The sequence below is a fragment of the Chitinivibrionales bacterium genome (assembly GCA_035516255.1).
In the GTDB taxonomy this organism is placed as follows: Bacteria; Fibrobacterota; Chitinivibrionia; order Chitinivibrionales; family FEN-1185; genus FEN-1185.
This window is the reverse complement of sequence record DATJAL010000045.1, coordinates 40,882-55,666: the sequence shown is the minus strand read 5'-3', so window position 1 is coordinate 55,666 and position 14,785 is coordinate 40,882. Positions and strand designations below refer to the sequence as shown.

14 protein-coding genes are annotated in these 14,785 nt (G+C 54.1%); 5 read left to right on the top strand and 9 right to left on the bottom strand.

Features of this window, described 5'->3' with window-relative positions:
• The first annotated feature begins 195 nt into the window (after window positions 1–195).
• Window positions 196–948, top strand: a complete 753-nt coding sequence (locus VLX68_12755; protein HUI93110.1) for a zinc ribbon domain-containing protein — start codon at window positions 196–198, stop codon at window positions 946–948.
• A 129-nt stretch (window positions 949–1,077) separates the two neighbouring features.
• Here VLX68_12755 and VLX68_12750 read toward each other — a convergent pair whose 3' ends face one another.
• The 7 genes from VLX68_12750 to glgB form a co-directional block, all read right to left on the bottom strand.
• Entirely contained in the window at window positions 1,078–1,497 is a 420-nt protein-coding gene (locus VLX68_12750) for a secondary thiamine-phosphate synthase enzyme YjbQ (protein ID HUI93109.1), read from the bottom strand.
• A gap of 24 nt (window positions 1,498–1,521) precedes the next feature.
• The gene (locus tag VLX68_12745) at window positions 1,522–2,454 is read right to left on the bottom strand and encodes a M23 family metallopeptidase (GenBank protein HUI93108.1); all 933 of its coding nucleotides are present in this window, start codon (window positions 2,452–2,454) and stop codon (window positions 1,522–1,524) included.
• Between the two features lie 160 nt (window positions 2,455–2,614).
• The gene (locus VLX68_12740) at window positions 2,615–4,348 is read right to left on the bottom strand and encodes a proline--tRNA ligase (GenBank protein ID HUI93107.1); all 1,734 of its coding nucleotides are present in this window, start codon (window positions 4,346–4,348) and stop codon (window positions 2,615–2,617) included.
• Between the two features lie 429 nt (window positions 4,349–4,777).
• Entirely contained in the window at window positions 4,778–6,493 is a 1,716-nt protein-coding gene (locus VLX68_12735; GenBank protein HUI93106.1) for a response regulator, read from the bottom strand.
• Window positions 6,494–6,617: 124 nt separating this feature from the next.
• A complete protein-coding gene (locus VLX68_12730; GenBank protein ID HUI93105.1) occupies window positions 6,618–6,989 on the bottom strand; it encodes a hypothetical protein in 372 nt (123 codons plus the stop codon).
• Between the two features lie 54 nt (window positions 6,990–7,043).
• Complete coding sequence (locus VLX68_12725) at window positions 7,044–7,268, bottom strand: PspC domain-containing protein (protein ID HUI93104.1); 225 nt, start codon at window positions 7,266–7,268, stop codon at window positions 7,044–7,046.
• Window positions 7,269–7,409: 141 nt separating this feature from the next.
• Complete coding sequence (glgB, locus tag VLX68_12720; GenBank protein ID HUI93103.1) at window positions 7,410–9,623, bottom strand: 1,4-alpha-glucan branching protein GlgB; 2,214 nt, start codon at window positions 9,621–9,623, stop codon at window positions 7,410–7,412.
• 200 nt (window positions 9,624–9,823) lie between these two features.
• Between glgB and VLX68_12715 the strand changes: the two genes are divergently transcribed.
• Complete coding sequence (locus VLX68_12715; protein HUI93102.1) at window positions 9,824–11,056, top strand: LL-diaminopimelate aminotransferase; 1,233 nt, start codon at window positions 9,824–9,826, stop codon at window positions 11,054–11,056.
• 225 nt (window positions 11,057–11,281) lie between these two features.
• Here the strand turns inward: VLX68_12715 and VLX68_12710 are convergent, their stop codons facing one another.
• Both VLX68_12710 and VLX68_12705 read right to left on the bottom strand, forming a co-directional pair.
• Window positions 11,282–11,620, bottom strand: coding sequence for an STAS domain-containing protein (locus tag VLX68_12710; GenBank protein HUI93101.1), 339 nt, complete (start codon window positions 11,618–11,620; stop codon window positions 11,282–11,284).
• Between the two features lie 17 nt (window positions 11,621–11,637).
• Window positions 11,638–12,666 carry a PilZ domain-containing protein gene (locus tag VLX68_12705; protein ID HUI93100.1) on the bottom strand — a complete coding sequence of 343 codons (1,029 nt, stop codon included), beginning with the start codon at window positions 12,664–12,666 and terminating at the stop codon, window positions 11,638–11,640.
• Between the two features lie 939 nt (window positions 12,667–13,605).
• On the opposite strand from VLX68_12705, the gene VLX68_12700 reads away from it, so the two are divergent.
• Genes VLX68_12700 through atpB form a run of 3 tightly spaced genes read left to right on the top strand, consistent with a single transcriptional unit; the run spans window position 13,606 to window position 14,784 of the window.
• Window positions 13,606–13,827: an AtpZ/AtpI family protein gene (locus tag VLX68_12700; protein HUI93099.1), complete on the top strand. Its 222-nt coding sequence runs from the start codon at window positions 13,606–13,608 to the stop codon at window positions 13,825–13,827.
• Window positions 13,793–14,086 (top strand): hypothetical protein, encoded by a 294-nt coding sequence (locus tag VLX68_12695; protein HUI93098.1) that lies wholly within the window; start codon window positions 13,793–13,795, stop codon window positions 14,084–14,086. Before VLX68_12700 ends, VLX68_12695 begins: the two co-directional genes overlap by 35 nt.
• The gene (gene atpB / locus VLX68_12690) at window positions 14,086–14,784 is read left to right on the top strand and encodes a F0F1 ATP synthase subunit A (GenBank protein HUI93097.1); all 699 of its coding nucleotides are present in this window, start codon (window positions 14,086–14,088) and stop codon (window positions 14,782–14,784) included. Before VLX68_12695 ends, atpB begins: the two co-directional genes overlap by 1 nt.
• Window position 14,785 lies beyond the last annotated feature (1 nt).

Sequence of the window (14,785 nt, the reverse complement as noted above, 5' to 3'; positions counted from 1 at the left end):
CGGTCGGCAGTCAGATACAAATCCATGAAGATGCCTCAACAGATCTTGTCTCTCCTGCGAAATCGGGAGGCCATCCTTCTGTTTAAGTGGATTCCCGCTTTCATGGAGCTTGCGCGCCGCGCGGGAATGGCTTTAGCATCAGTCAACACGTAGTCACTTCGATATAATGGAATAATTTTCAGAAAAAAATCATCCATGATTACCTGCCCCAAATGCGGCGCGCAAGTCACCTTCGCGGATGCGAAATTCTGCCCCGTCTGCGGTCACGCATTGCTGAGCAGCGCCCAGCATATCAAAAGCGGTCAACCGGAGCCAGGAACTGTCCCCTGGGAATCCGTGGAAACACTTGGGGTTTTTCCCGCCCTCTTGCGAACGCTCCGTGACTGCCTCGCCAATCCATCGCCGTTCTTTGCCAGAATGGCCGATTCCCGCAAGACAGGCATGGCGTTTGTTTATGCCCTGATTCTCGGCTCTACCGGCGGCGTGCTCAGTTTCATCTGGACCCGCTTTTTCATTGATTCCGCCATGCTCTCATCCCTGCCCTGGCTTGGCTGGCTCCAAAACGAAAAGGCATCTTCGGCAATCACGCTCATGTTCATGCCGTTGATGATTGCAATAAAGGAATTCGTTGTCACGGCCTACTTCCACGCACTCGTCGTTCTCGGCCGCACCAAGCACCGGGACATCACATCGACCTTCATGGCGGTGTGCTACAGTGAAAGCGCATCGGCGTTCAATCTGATTCCTGTTGCCGGCAGTTTCCTTTCAGCGGTTTTCTCCGTGATAATCCTGGCAGCTGCATTTTCCAAAGTCCACCGCATGAGCACGTTCAAGGCGGTGATGATCATCCTTCTGCCGATTGTTATTATCGGGATTTTGTTGGCGGTTGCTTTGGCCGCGGCAATCGGGGCGGGATTTTTTGTAAAAGATATCTTAAAGGGACTTTAGCAGATTAAAAAAGTGAAGAGTTAATAGTGAAGAGTTAAGAGTTGCGTGATTTCTTTCTATTCACTCTTCACTCTACATCCTTAACTTTCTTTTTCTCTGCGTCCTCTGTGTCTCTGTGGCAATTTTTTCTTACTCCCCCATCATAGTAACTGCGACCTTCCGCCTTCTCGGCCCGTCGAACTCGCAGAAGTAAACCGACTGCCACGTGCCCAGCACCAGGCGCCCGTCTTTCACCGGCACGTGCACCGAAAGCCCTACCAGCGACGCCTTGACGTGGCTGTCCGAATTCCCCTCGCCGTGCAGGTAGCCGCCGCGGGCCGGGACGATTTTCTCCAGCGCGTGGAAAAAATCCCTGCCCACGTCCGGGTCCGCGTTCTCGTTGATGGTGATCCCGGCGGTGGTATGAAGGCTTGCAACGCAGCAGATGCCGCTTTTCACGCCGCATTTGCCCAACGCGCTTTCCACGTCGGCGGTGATGTCGATCCACTGGCAGCGCGCCTGCGAGGTGATGGTTATTTCACGAAGGGAAACCATGGGAAACGCGGTCATGCAAAACGGTTTGAGCAGCCGTGGTCAGTCCACCATGGTATCGGTGGGCAGGATGAATTGAAGAGGGTTCTGCACGGTGCTGAGCTGACGAACTTCGTAGTGAAGGTGGGGGCCCGTGCTTCTGCCGCTGTTGCCCATGTAGCCAATGAGCTCGCCGCGTTTTATGACCTGCCCCAAAACCACCGCTCCTTTATTCAGATGTCCGAACACGGTCTTGAACCCGCTCGCCGGATGACTGATTTCAACAACATTGCCGAAATAGGTCTTGTACCCTACATAAGAAACGATCCCGTCCGCCGTCGCGTGAATCGGGGTGCCGATGAGGTTGGAGATGTCTATGCCTTCGTGGAATACGTTGTAGCCGGTAAACGGATGAATGCGGTATCCGAACCCGGAGGTGAGGCGCCCCCCCACCGGAGATATCGCAGGACGTTGAGACCATAGGTCGAATTTTCTGTCAAACTCCACCGCCATTTTGCCGAAGGTCGTATCCTCGAGATGCGCCTGGCGGAGCAGGGTAAGAATATTCTCCTTTATCGAATCGGTTTTCATAACGGACGGATCTTCGAGCGACGCAATGATCAGGTCGTTCGCGGAAGGCCTTCCTCCTACGCCCACCTTGCGCACGTCGTCGCTGATCTGTTCCATGCCGAAATGCAGGCGGACTTTATCTTCAAATCCTATGATCCGGTTGAGGCGGCTTCCTTCTTCATGGGCGTATTTTGAATAAAAATTGATTTTCTTCTTAAGCTGTGCGTTTTCGTTGAGATTGAAATGCATGTCCAGTCTTGCGAAGCCGTAGGAGGTCGCAAAGTAAATGCAGCGCCCCAGGCCAAGCGTTCCTAAGAGGAGCACGGTGAAGAAAATCCCGATTACGGCCCTGTTCAAGGGCACGCGCCGCACCTTGCTTGACGAACAGGAATTTACAAAAAGAAGCGAGAATGCCGGCTTTTTCATATTTTCATGGTTCCTCGGGTAATCATAATTATAGTACTGGACTGAATAACAAGTCAATCATATTTTATATGATGGGCATTAATTACCTTAAACCTTAAAACATAATCCTTTGATATCATTTAAAATGAGCAGGGCCCGTTCGTGTAACGAGTCGAGCCTTTTACCCGCGGATTTCCTTTTTGACCACTTCAAGAATTGTTTTGATGCAGGACTCTTTAGGAACCTTCACAAACGCTTTCTCCGCCCTTCGCTTGACTTCGACGATCCCCTCCTTGAGCCCGCGCTGTCCCACCGTGACCCTGAACGGGCATCCGATAAGGTCAGCGTCCTTGAATTTTACGCCCGGCCGTTCGGGCCTGTCGTCGAACAGCACGTCGACGCCGTTCTTTTCCAGCTCATCATGAATGCCCTTTGACACCGCCATGGTTTCTTCACTTCCCGTGTCGAGGCAAAGCAGCATCACGGCATAGGGCGCTATTGCCGCAGGCCAGATGATGCCGTTCTCGTCGTGGTTCTGCTCTATGGCGGCCGCAGCCGTGCGGCCCACGCCGATGCCGTAGCACCCCATGGTCATGACGCTTTCGGTGTTCTGCTCAGTAAGGAAGGTCAGGTTCATCGGTTTTGCATATTTGTCGCCAAGCTTGAACACCTGGCCCACCTCTATACCCTTACGCATCGCAAGCTTGCCTTTGCCGCAGTCCGGGCACACATCGCCCTCAACCACGGTGCTGATGTCTTCGTAACGGTTGAACGTCAAATCGCGGGACGGATACACGTTGATGATATGAAACCCATCCCTGTTGGCGCCGCACACGCCTTTTCCCATGGCCTTCACGGAGTGATCAGCAATGACCTCCTTGAGCACGCCGGTAGGAAGATTGCGCGGGCCAAGATATCCAACCGTGAGGCCGAGCTTTGTCTTAACGGCCTCATCCGGCGGAATAACCGCCTGATTTGCGTTGAGAACGCCGCGGAGCTTGACTTCGTTGACCGTGAGATCGCCGCGTATGCACACTCCGACGTAATGCGCAGCGTCCACCTCGTAAATGAGCATCTTGACGGTTTCACGGGGAGATACTTTGAGAAACGCGGAAACTTCTTCAATGCTTGTTTTTCCCGGCGTGGCGACCTCGGACGGCTGCAAGGAATCGGCAGGCACCGAAGCGTGAGCCGGCTGTTTGGCTGCCGCCTTTTCGATGTTCGCGGCATAATCGCACGAATCGCAGAACGCGATGGTGTCTTCGCCGGAGTCGGCCAGCACGTGGAACTCGTGCGTCACGCTGCCGCCGATGTTCCCCGAGTCGGCCATCACCGGCCTGAACTCCAGACCGCACCGTTTGAAAATTGCGGTGTAGGCCCTGTACATCGTTTTATACATTTCGTCAAGGGACTTTTCATGAGCATGGAACGAATACGCGTCCTTCATGATGAACTCGCGGCCGCGCATGAGCCCGAAGCGCGGCCTCACCTCGTCGCGGAACTTGGTCTGTATCTGGTACAGGCACAGCGGCAGATCGCGGTACGAGCGCACGCTTCTGCGCACCACGTCAACCACCACCTCCTCGTGCGTGGGGCCGAGAAGGAACGGGTTGTTTTTCCTGTCTGTCAATCTCAACAGCTCAGGCCCGTATTTGTCCCACCGGCCGCTCTCCTGCCACAGCTCGGCCGGGACCACCATGGGCATAAGCAGTTCCGTGGCGCCGCAGGAATTCATTTCCCCGCGGATGATGGCCTCGATTTTTGAAATGACCCGCAGTCCCAGCGGAAGGTAATTATAGATTCCCGCCGCGACCTTTTGTATCATGCCCGCGCGCAGCATGAGCTTGTGGCTGATGGTCTCGGCCTCGGCAGGGTCTTCGCGAAGCGTGTAAATGAAGGCGTTTTTCCAAAACATGAAAGCTGGCCTTGAAGGCTTTCCTATGTGATATTAAATACGTTTGGGGGGTAAAAAAGAACTTGAATAAAATAAGAGCGAGGAGGAGGAGAAATCAAGGGATATAAAAGGGAAATTAAAATGGAACAACTTTTGATGTATTGAATCTCCAGATAATCCTATTGATTTCTAGACAGCCCTTCTTTGAATGGAAACTAAAAACCATGATTCTAGGCAGTGACAAGATCAGGCGGTAGCCTCCCCGGCGGGGGAGGTTTGGAGGGCGGACTACAATAAGCATTTTGTCATTTTATTCCGAAAGGGTGAAGTAGTGGTGGTGCTTCGCACCTTTTATTATGTCATTTGCCCTTTCCTTGCGGGGTTTTAGGGGCGGAGCCCCTATCATATCTTAAATTTGAATTTTATTTTTTTGCAAACCCCAAAATAATTTCATTTCATTGCCAGCACCTTCGCCACCACCTGCGACAGCTTCGCCGCCTCAAACGGCTTCTGGATGAATTCGGCGACGCCTTCCCCGAGCACCGCGTCCACGTCCTTGTTCCGTCCGTAGCCACTGGAGATGATCGCCCTGACCGAAGGGTTGATCTTTTTCATCTCCCTGAAGCAGTCGCATCCGGAAAGGTCCGCCATCATCACGTCGATAATGGCGCAGTCGATCCCTTTGTTGTGGGTACGGTAATATTCCACCGCTTCTTTGCCGCCCCTGCAGGTAGCCACGGTGTAACCGAGGTCTTCCAAAATGTCTTTTGACACGCTGAGGAACGAAAGCTCGTCGTCCACCACGAGAATGCGGCCGCTTCCCTTCACGGTTTTCTGGACAGGCTCGGCGCTTGCCGCGGCGGGCTGGTCGAGCCGCTCAAGCGGCAGGTATACGTCGAAGCGCGTGCCCTTGCCCGGCGCGCTGTCGACATCGATAAAACCATGATGACTTTTGACGCAGTTTGAGATGCTCGTGAGGCCCATGCCGAGGGCCGATCCGTCAGTCTTTGTCGTGAAAAAGGGCTCGAATAGGTGCGACTGCACGTTCTTGTCCATTCCCACGCCGGTGTCTTTCACCGAAAGGCAGACGTAGTTCTCGGCCTCCCAGCCATGGGGATGCGCGCGCTTGAAGGCGCCGTCGGCCGCATGGACGGTGGTCTCAAAAACGAGCTTGCCGCCTTCCGGCATGGCGTCGCACGCGTTGATGGCGATGTTGAGGATGGCGCTCTGGATCTGCTTGAGGTCCCCGCGCACCACCGGCGACTGCGGCAGCAGCGACTGCTGGATGGATATCCGCTTGTCAACCGTGTGCTCGAGCAGGCGCACCACGTTGAGCACGAGGCCGTGGATGGCGACGTCCTCCTCGGCGCGCGTGCTGCTGCGCGCGAAGAGCAGGAGCTTGCCCGTGAGATCGGCCGCGTGCTTGCTCGCCGAAATCACCGGGTTGATGTAGGCGTCGAGCTCGCGCGCCGCGGGCCCGATGTTCTGCTTCATCATCTCGGCGCACCCCAGGATCGTTCCGAGCTTGTTGTTGAAATCGTGCGCAATGCCCTCGGCAAGTCTGCCGAGCGCGTCCATTTTCTGCAGTTCGAGCAGCCGACGCTGGATGTCGAGGCGCTCCTTCTCGGTCTGCTTGTACTTGGTAATGTCGAAGATCAGGCCCTGACTGCCCACGAACGCGACCGCCTTGTTCTTGTTCTTCTCCATGAGCCCTCGGTCGTACGCGCCCTCCACGGCGATGATGCCGGTCACGTCGCCGGCCATGATGCGGACGTCCTTCTGCGATTTGGTGAGGAGCTGCACCTCGAGGTTTTTTGTCTTGCGGCTGCCGGTGCGCCGCTCGTCGAAAAGTTTCGGCGCCGCCTCGTCGCCGGTTTTCTTGCCCGCGAGCCTCGGCAGCACGAACAGCCTGCTCACGCGCTCGTACTCGTTGGGCGGCATGATCTCGGAGAAATGCTTGCCGATGAGCTCCTCGGGGTCATAATGGAGGATCTCGTCAACGGCATTGTTGACAAACACAAACTTGCCTTCGGGATCGAGCACGTAGATGATTCCCGCCGTGATGTCGATGATGCGGTCGAGGCTCGCCTGCAGCTTTTCCCTCTGGCGGCGCGACTCTTTCAGTTCCGATAACAACTGATCCTTGGCCATGTTTTCCGTGTCCATCGTGCCCGTTCCCAGGATAAGTGTGCAAGGATTATAAAGCTATTAATTTTACCATTTGCAGCGCGTTTCTGCAATGGCTATTTGTAACGTGCTCTCGATTGGATGATGGATCGGAGGAATATTTTTACTTACGGAATAAATTCATCAGCAGTATAACCGCCGTCGCGCAAAAAATGAGGACAAAAAAGGAGGATAGAAGAATATTCTTCTGCTGGGCAAACGCTCCGGATGCAAAGACGACCGCGTACAGGAGCATTCCCATGGCGGTGAACGTGAGACTATTTCCCCAGAATTTACTCTTGAGAATCCCGATTCCGCCGCAGACCAGCGCCGTCGCGGTAATACTTTCCGCGGCGATCAATCCCCAGAACGCAACCGGCGTATGGCTCATTTTATCGGCTGAAAAACCGGTCAGGAATAAAATTCCCCACAGCACGACCATGGCAATGCCGCTGATGATCGCGTAGGCGGCGAATATTTTTATGATCTTGCTCATAACGATAAAAAAAACCGGGCATGGAGCCCGGCTTTTGACCGTAAATCTCTATTGTCAAGGTGCCTGTTTTTTATCCGGATCAACCTTAAGGTCTTTTTTCTCCGGAATAATCACCCACCCCACCAGATAGGCGATGATGCACGGAAAAAAAACGGTGACTAAGGTGACGAACACAAAGGCAAGCCGAACGATCGTCGGATCGACGTTGATCATCTCCCCTATTCCCGCGCAGATGCCGGCGACCATTTTATTATCGGTATCACGATAGATTCTTTTCATGGTGTCCTCCTTTTTTACTAAAATAATACAGAACCAACATACATAATAATTTTGGCGCCTGCAGGTCACGGGTACAAGGGAGACCGCCCCGGCCAAATTAATTATCCGGGGCTAGGTTCGTGAACGGCCCACTAATCGAAGTCATCTCTTCCATTTAAAAATCAAAACACTCAGCGGCGGCAGCGAAAGGTCGAGCGACAGGGGCTGGTTGTGGATGGGCACCATGTCGGCGTTTCTGCCGCCGTCGTTGCCGTAGCCCGCGCCGCCGTATTCCTTCGCGTCGGTGTTAAAAATTTCATCGTAACGCCCACCGAACGGGACGCCGATCCGGTAATGCCGCCGCACCACGGGCGTGAAATTGCACACGAACACCAAGATGTTGTGCCATTCCCTGCCGCGTCTGATGAACGCGATGATGGAGTTGTCGGAGTCGTGAAAGTCTATCCAGGTAAACCCCGCCTGCTCGTAGTCCTGCTCCCACAAGGCCGGTTCGTTTTTGTAAAGGCGGTTGAGGTCGCGGATGAGCCGCATGAGCCCGTTGTGGTGGAAGCAGTCGTCCTCTTCCGATAAAATATGCCAGTTGATCGACTGTTCGGCGTCCCACTCCCAGTGCATGCCGAATTCGCAGCCCTGGAACATGAGCTTCTTGCCGGGGTGTCCGAACATGAACCCGAAAAACGCGCGCACGTTCGCGAACTTGCGCCACACGTCGCCGGGCATTTTCTCGATGAGGCTGCGCTTGCCGTGCACCACCTCGTCGTGCGAGACCACGAGAATGAAGTTTTCGGTGAACGCGTACCACAGCGCAAACGTGATCTGGCCCTGGTGGTATTTGCGGTGGACGGGTTCCTTTGAAAAGTACAGCAGGATGTCGTTCATCCAGCCCATGTTCCACTTAAAGGTGAACCCGAGGCCGCCCAGGTACGTGGGCCGCGACACAAGCGGCCAGGCCGTGCTTTCTTCGGCGATGGTGACCGCGCCGGGGAATTTCTCGTGCACGAGACGGTTCATGGTCTGGAGGAAGTTCACGGCCTCCTCGTTTTCCACGCCGCCGTGCCGGTTGGGGATCCACTCCCCGTTTTTGCGGCTGTAGTTGCGGTAGAGCATGGACGCCACCGCGTCGACCCGCAGGCCGTCAACGTGGAACTTCTCGATCCAGAACAGCGCGTTTGCAAACAGGAAATTCCGCACCTCGTGCCTGCCCCAGTTGAAAATGAGGGTGCCCCAGTCCTTGTGCTCGCCCTCGCGCGGGTCCTCGTATTCATAAAGGTGCGAGCCGTCGAAATGGGCAAGCCCGTACGAATCCTTGGGGAAATGGCCCGGCACCCAGTCGATGATCACGCCGATGCCATTCTTGTGCAGATGGTTCACGAAGAACTGGAAGTCCTGCGGCGGGCCGAACCGGTGGTTGGGAGCGTAAAATCCGCACACCTGGTACCCCCACGACGGCTCGTACGGGTGGTCCTGCACGGGCAGCAGCTCCACGTGCGTGAAGCCCATCTCCTTGACATACTGCGCAAGCTGCACGGCGAGATCGCGGTAACTCAGCCAGTCGCCGCCGCGCCGCGGCCCCGCCTTCCGCCACGAGCCGAGATGCACCTCGTAGATGGACATGGGCTGCTTGAGCAGGTTTCCCTTGGCCCGGCGCTCGATCCATTCGGTGTCTTCCCACGTAAAAGCGTCAAGATCGGCCACGATGGAGGCGTGGTTCGGCGGCGGTTCCTGCCGGTAGCCGTAGGGGTCGGTCTTGAGGATGAGGTGGTCGCCCCAGTATTTCTTTATTTCGTATTTGTAAATCGCCCCCGTGCCGATGCCGGGAACGAACAACTCCCACACGCCCGACGAGCCCAAAAGCCGCATGGGGTGCCGCCTGCCGTCCCAGCCGTTGAAATTTCCCACGAGCGACACGCGCTTGGCGTTGGGCGCCCACACCGCGAACACACAGCCCTTTTCGCCGCCCACGGTCTTTTCATGCGAGCCGAGATCGTCATAGACGCGCTGGTGCGTGCCCTCGTTGAACAGGTAGCGTGAGTCCTCGGTCATCACGGGAAGAAATCCGTACGGGTCGATGATGCGTTTTTGCGATCCGTCGTGGAGCGTGCAGGAAAATTCATACTTGAAAAATTTCTTTTTGGCGGGAATCGCCAGTTCAAAAACGCCCGCCTCGTTGACTTTTGCCATTTCCTGAGAAAACCTGGTCCTGCCCCGGCCGCATACCGCGACCGCCGCCGCCTCGGGGAGAAACGCGCGCACGCTGATCCCTTTTTTTTCCCAGTGCATGCCGAGCGTCTTGAAGGGATCGCGCAAATCGCTGCGGACGATGTCGTTTATTTCCTGTTCAGATAAGATTCCCATTGCAATTCTTTCATGATAAAGTGGTTAAAATAATTTGAGCAGTGATTAATTATATCAATCCGGCCGCATTCTTTCGAGACAATAAAACAGAAAACGCTTTGCCGGGGAATTTTGATCTTTCGAACAATTGACATTTTCCGCTACATGAATTATCATATGACGTCCAGCAGCTAGCGCCTACCAGGCAACCGGGGGATTCCATGATCACGATCAACGAAAACTACCTCAAGCTCAAATCCTCGTACCTTTTTTCCGATGTCGCCAAACGCATTGACGCCTTCAGAAAAAAACACCCTAAGCGCGAGATTCTCCGGCTCGGCATCGGCGACGTGACGCGCGCGCTGCCCAAGGTGTGCATCGAGGCGTTCCACAAGGCCACCGACGAAATGGCGCGCGACGCGACGTTCCACGGGTACGGCGACGAGCAGGGGTATGGATTTTTAAGGGAAAAAATTGCGAAATGGGACTTCACGGCGCGCGGCGCCGACGTTTCGCCCGAAGAAATTTTCATCTCCGACGGCGCCAAATGCGACACCGGCAACTTTCAGGAGTTGTTTTCCAACAACATAAAAATCGCGATCCCCGACCCGGTGTATCCCGTGTATGTCGACACCAATGTCATGGCCGGCCGCACCGGCCAGTTTGAAAACGGACGCTACAAGGGTATTTATTATCTTGAATCGGTGGCGGGCAATTGTTTCGTGCCCGAGCTGCCGCCGGAGCATGTTGACCTCATCTACCTCTGTTTTCCCAATAACCCGACGGGCGCCATTATAACAAAACAGCAGCTTACGCAATGGGTGGAATGGGCCATCGTGAACAAGGCAATCATCTTGTACGACGCCGCCTACGAGGCTTTCATCCGTGACAAGACTGTCCCGCACAGCATTTACGAGATCCCCGGCGCGCGGAAGGTGGCCGTGGAGTTCCGCAGCTATTCAAAAACGGCAGGATTCACCGGAACGCGCTGCGCATACACCGTTGTTCCCAAGGAATGCGTGGCCTACGATTCCTCGGCAAGCCCGCAATCGCTGCACGCCCTGTGGAACCGGCGCCACACCACGAAATTCAACGGCGTATGCTACATGGTGCAGCGCGCCGCCGAGGCAATCTACTCGAAGGAGGGACAAAAGCAGGTGCGCGAACTCAATGATTTCTACCTCGAAAACGCCCGCATCATCGTTTCCGCGCTCTCGGACCTCGGCTACCCCTGCTCGGGCGGGAAAAACGCGCCGTACATCTGGTTCGACACGGGCACGGACTCGTGGCAGTTTTTCGACATGCTGCTTGACAAGGCAGGAGTGGTGTGCACGCCCGGGGCGGGCTTCGGAAAATGCGGGGAGGGGTTCGTGCGGCTCAGCGCGTTCAACAGCCGCAAGAACGTTGAAAAAGCGGTGGACAGGATACGTGCGGCGGTGGGGAAGAAAAAATAATTTGTATTTGCTTGATTGATTTATTAAAAAGAAAACTCACCGTTGGGAAGCTAAAACATGAACTGTCACTCCCGCGAAAGCGGGAGTCCATCCTCTTCGGTAAAGATACTAAAATGGATTCCCGTTTTCGCGGGAATGACACCGTTGCAAAACCAATTTTTAGAGATCCCTTTTCCATGCCCTGCGCACTCCGCGTCTCTGCGGTCAATCTGTAAAGTTTCTGCGTTATAACTCGCTGATTGAACCGATGGTGCGCATGACCTTATCGAGGTTCGTGAGCTCGAACAGCCGCCGCACGTAGTTGTGGTCGTCGGGATTGCCATTGAGGACCACGAGCTGCCTTCCCTGCTTCTGCAAGAGCGTGTTGTAATACACGATGATGCCGAGTCCGTGACTGTCCACGAACTTCGTTTTGCTCAGGTCGACCACGATCCGCGGATCCCCCTTTTTATAAAGATCCTGCAGCTTTTTTGAAAATCTTTTCACGTCAAGGTCCGTCGCCCGGCCCTCAACCTCGACGACCGGAATTGACTTCACCTTTTTCATCCTGATTTTCAACGGCATGGTATTGTCCTCTGATGTTACGACTGACGTTCTTTTTCGGTCACATACCGGATGATGTCATCGCGCTGGCCCTGCTCGATCGTGACAAACTGTACGTGATGCTTGAACTGGTGCCCCTCCTTGTCCTCCTGTAGGGAAAGGTGCACGATCTTTCCCGTTATGCCGCTCAGCATCTGGCCCGGCAGGTCAAAGGAGATGCCGATCAGGTCTCCCAGACGCAGGGCCTGGTTGTGCTTGAAGCTGAGCCCGCCGCCGGAGATGTCGCACATTCTCGTGGTGATGAGATGGCCGCGCAGGATTTCGCTCTTGTCCGGGTTCTTGGTGGTAAGCAGCCTGAAGCGCAACGAAAGGTCGGTGGGCACGCGCACGTACTGCCGCAGCTGGTTGCGGCGGATGTCCAGCGTATGGAGGAGATCGAGCACGCCGGGCTCCTTGCTGTTTGCGACTTTCACCTGCACGCCGTACAGGCCGTCGCTCTGGCGCGCGAACACGAATCTGACCTCGGTGTCCGATACGGCGCGGGAACGGTCCTCGCCCTCAACGTCGTACTGGACCGTGAGAAAAAAATTGTTGTTGCCGACCACCGACACCTTGTTGAAAATCGCCTTGTTCCCCTCTTTGCCGAACAGCGACCCCACCTGGCCGATCGCGATGTTGCGCGTAGAGACGAGCGGGTGCTCCAGCGGGATGTAAGAAAAGCCGAGCTTCCTCCTGATTTCCGACAGGAGCTTTTCTTCCGGACCGTCTGCCGCCACTGCCTTGTCGCTCTTCTGCAGACGGCCGACTTCCGCGTCAATGCACCGCTCGAAAAGCGGCAGGGACTGGAAAATGGTGTTCGGATCCAACGCCTTCTGGTACGACAGGAGCGAAAGAAGTTTTTCGCGCTCCTCCGTGGTAAGGCCGACCCGGTCCGCCGATTCGTTGAAAAGGTCCTGCGACTGCGCCTGCGGCAGCGGAGGCCTCCGGTGCGAATGTATTTCGAAAATAATAAGAAGGATAAGGCCGGCAACGAGCACGCCGATGCCGATGTAGATTGCTAGGTGCATAGCGTTTTTCTCCACTCCAGTCCGTAAAGCGAAGTCATAGAAATCACTGCTGATTTACAATGTGCCAATAAATCCTTTTGTCCTGTTTGCAAACCGCTTGCATTATAAAATAGGTATTGGACTTCTTCAAATAGTACTATTTTGGACGCGGCGTGTCGAGAGGTTGTTTGGGTGGCCGCCATGTCAATGATTTGGGGGTTTTGGACATTGTGTTGGCGGATAAGCATTTAAGCTGTACTATAACAAAGAATAGTACTTGACATGTCAGACAGTTGAACTAACGTGGGTTCCGGAAAACACGGACGGGCCTGCCCAGCGTTTATCGAAGTGGCGGCAGTGCCACACGGAGGGTTTTCAATAGTGTTTTAAAAATAGGATAGCATCCAAACGGCATAAATTTACAACCGTCAGAAATCACCCTTGCAACCAATGTAAAGTTAAATGTTCAACTCCAGAAATAATAATCCGTAGTACCAGTGCCAAGACCACACAAAAGGCAATTTTATAATGTATTTCAGTTTATTGACTTGCATGTTTCCACGCGGCTAAAAGCTTAAAAACGCGCGTACCACTGCCGCCCCGACATTGAACTTGACCTTTGCTTATAATCTAAATCATCCCCAGTATCAAAAAGCAAGTCCGGCCACTGCTCTGCCTTCAACAAGACAGCGGCATGCAGAATTTATTTATTTACAGAAAAGTCACGCATCCCGTTCGTCCTCCACCTCAATGCTTATAGCAAAAATGCCGCTCCTGAAAAAATCAACAAAATTTTTCAATAGCCCAAACCCCCGCAGCCATTAATGTTTTTTCGAATTGATTTTTCAATTATATTATTCAATCTTATTTGACCTTTTTTCCGTGCAGAGAGAGAAAAACTTACTGTTGACGCATGCCGGTAACCATGGTACCATTACCTGAGCCCGCGGCCCTTTTTTTATGGAAGACAAAGAAAACAAGAGGCGCGAAATCGCGGATCTGGCGCGGCTCACCAGCGTGGGTTTCGCGCTGGTCGCATCGGTGGCGATCGGATACTTTGTCGGGGCCGCGATCGACAGGCATTTTCACACGGCGCCGGCATTCACCATTATTTTTATTTTCTTGGGCATAGGCGCGGGATTTCTGAATGTTTTCAGGACACTTCGGAAATACGGTTCTTAGTGTGGCAATAGGCTGCGCCATCGGATTGGCCGACGCAACGGGTTTCTTTTACACGGCAAGACTTTTCGTCGTCAATGCCACATCGGTCAAGCGCGCCATTGCCGGGATCGCCGAGGGTGCTAGGCTTGTTCTCTTCGTGACAGTTGTATTGTTTCTGTGGCACGTTAAAATTGTTCCACTTCCATGGCTTTTATGCTCTGCAATACTGGTGTCTATCGTTGGAAAAATTTTCTTCATTGTTAAAGGGTTAAAGCCCTGATGGAACAGAACGAATTTTTACTGCTTCAATGGCTGGGCGCCCCGTGCCTGCCGTTTCTCACGCCGCATGAGTCGCTCGTAGTGTGGTATACATGGCTTGCAATGACGGTTATTGTTGCGCTCATCATCGTCACTGTGGCACGATTAAGGAGAGTTCCCGGCGGCGTGCAGAATGCCATCGAATCGCTTACCGCATTTATCGAGGGATATCTTGCGGATATCGTCGGTCCGAAAGGACCGGCGTATTTCCCCCTTGTCGTCAGCATCATGCTGTTTGTCCTTGTCGCAAGCTACATAGGGCTGATTCCCGGCATGCTGTCTCCCACGGGTTATCTCAGTACGCCGGCCGCCGTGGCAATAACCGTCTTTCTCTTCTACAATTATGTGGGTATTTCGAAGCATGGATTGAAGCACTTCAAGCATTTCCTGGGGCCTGTTCCCGCAATGGCGCCCATCATGATTCCGATTGAGATCATATCGGAATTCGCGAGGCCCCTTTCACTGTCGCTCCGCTTGTTTTCGAACATCTTTGCCGGGGAGACAATCATAAAAATTCTCTTTGCGTTTTGCGCCCTCGTAGCCCCCACGACATGGATGCTGGTGGACAGTGTCGTAACGATACCGATCCAGGGTTTTGTCTTTTCATTGCTGACCATGGTATATCTGTCCGGTGCCGTGGCTTCGGATGAGGGCCATTGAA

What these genes read in the sequence shown, in the direction of transcription:
- VLX68_12755 (HUI93110.1), top strand. Translation starts at nt 196, where the DNA reads ATGATTACCTGCCCCAAATGCGGCGCGCAAGTCACCTTCGCGGATGCG.
- VLX68_12750 (HUI93109.1), bottom strand. Translation starts at nt 1,497, where the DNA reads ATGACCGCGTTTCCCATGGTTTCCCTTCGTGAAATAACCATCACCTCG.
- VLX68_12745 (HUI93108.1), bottom strand. Translation starts at nt 2,454, where the DNA reads ATGAAAAAGCCGGCATTCTCGCTTCTTTTTGTAAATTCCTGTTCGTCA.
- VLX68_12740 (HUI93107.1), bottom strand. Translation starts at nt 4,348, where the DNA reads ATGTTTTGGAAAAACGCCTTCATTTACACGCTTCGCGAAGACCCTGCC.
- VLX68_12735 (HUI93106.1), bottom strand. Translation starts at nt 6,493, where the DNA reads ATGGACACGGAAAACATGGCCAAGGATCAGTTGTTATCGGAACTGAAA.
- VLX68_12730 (HUI93105.1), bottom strand. Translation starts at nt 6,989, where the DNA reads ATGAGCAAGATCATAAAAATATTCGCCGCCTACGCGATCATCAGCGGC.
- VLX68_12725 (HUI93104.1), bottom strand. Translation starts at nt 7,268, where the DNA reads ATGAAAAGAATCTATCGTGATACCGATAATAAAATGGTCGCCGGCATC.
- glgB (HUI93103.1), bottom strand. Translation starts at nt 9,623, where the DNA reads ATGGGAATCTTATCTGAACAGGAAATAAACGACATCGTCCGCAGCGAT.
- VLX68_12715 (HUI93102.1), top strand. Translation starts at nt 9,824, where the DNA reads ATGATCACGATCAACGAAAACTACCTCAAGCTCAAATCCTCGTACCTT.
- VLX68_12710 (HUI93101.1), bottom strand. Translation starts at nt 11,620, where the DNA reads ATGCCGTTGAAAATCAGGATGAAAAAGGTGAAGTCAATTCCGGTCGTC.
- VLX68_12705 (HUI93100.1), bottom strand. Translation starts at nt 12,666, where the DNA reads ATGCACCTAGCAATCTACATCGGCATCGGCGTGCTCGTTGCCGGCCTT.
- VLX68_12700 (HUI93099.1), top strand. Translation starts at nt 13,606, where the DNA reads ATGGAAGACAAAGAAAACAAGAGGCGCGAAATCGCGGATCTGGCGCGG.
- VLX68_12695 (HUI93098.1), top strand. Translation starts at nt 13,793, where the DNA reads ATGTTTTCAGGACACTTCGGAAATACGGTTCTTAGTGTGGCAATAGGC.
- atpB (HUI93097.1), top strand. Translation starts at nt 14,086, where the DNA reads ATGGAACAGAACGAATTTTTACTGCTTCAATGGCTGGGCGCCCCGTGC.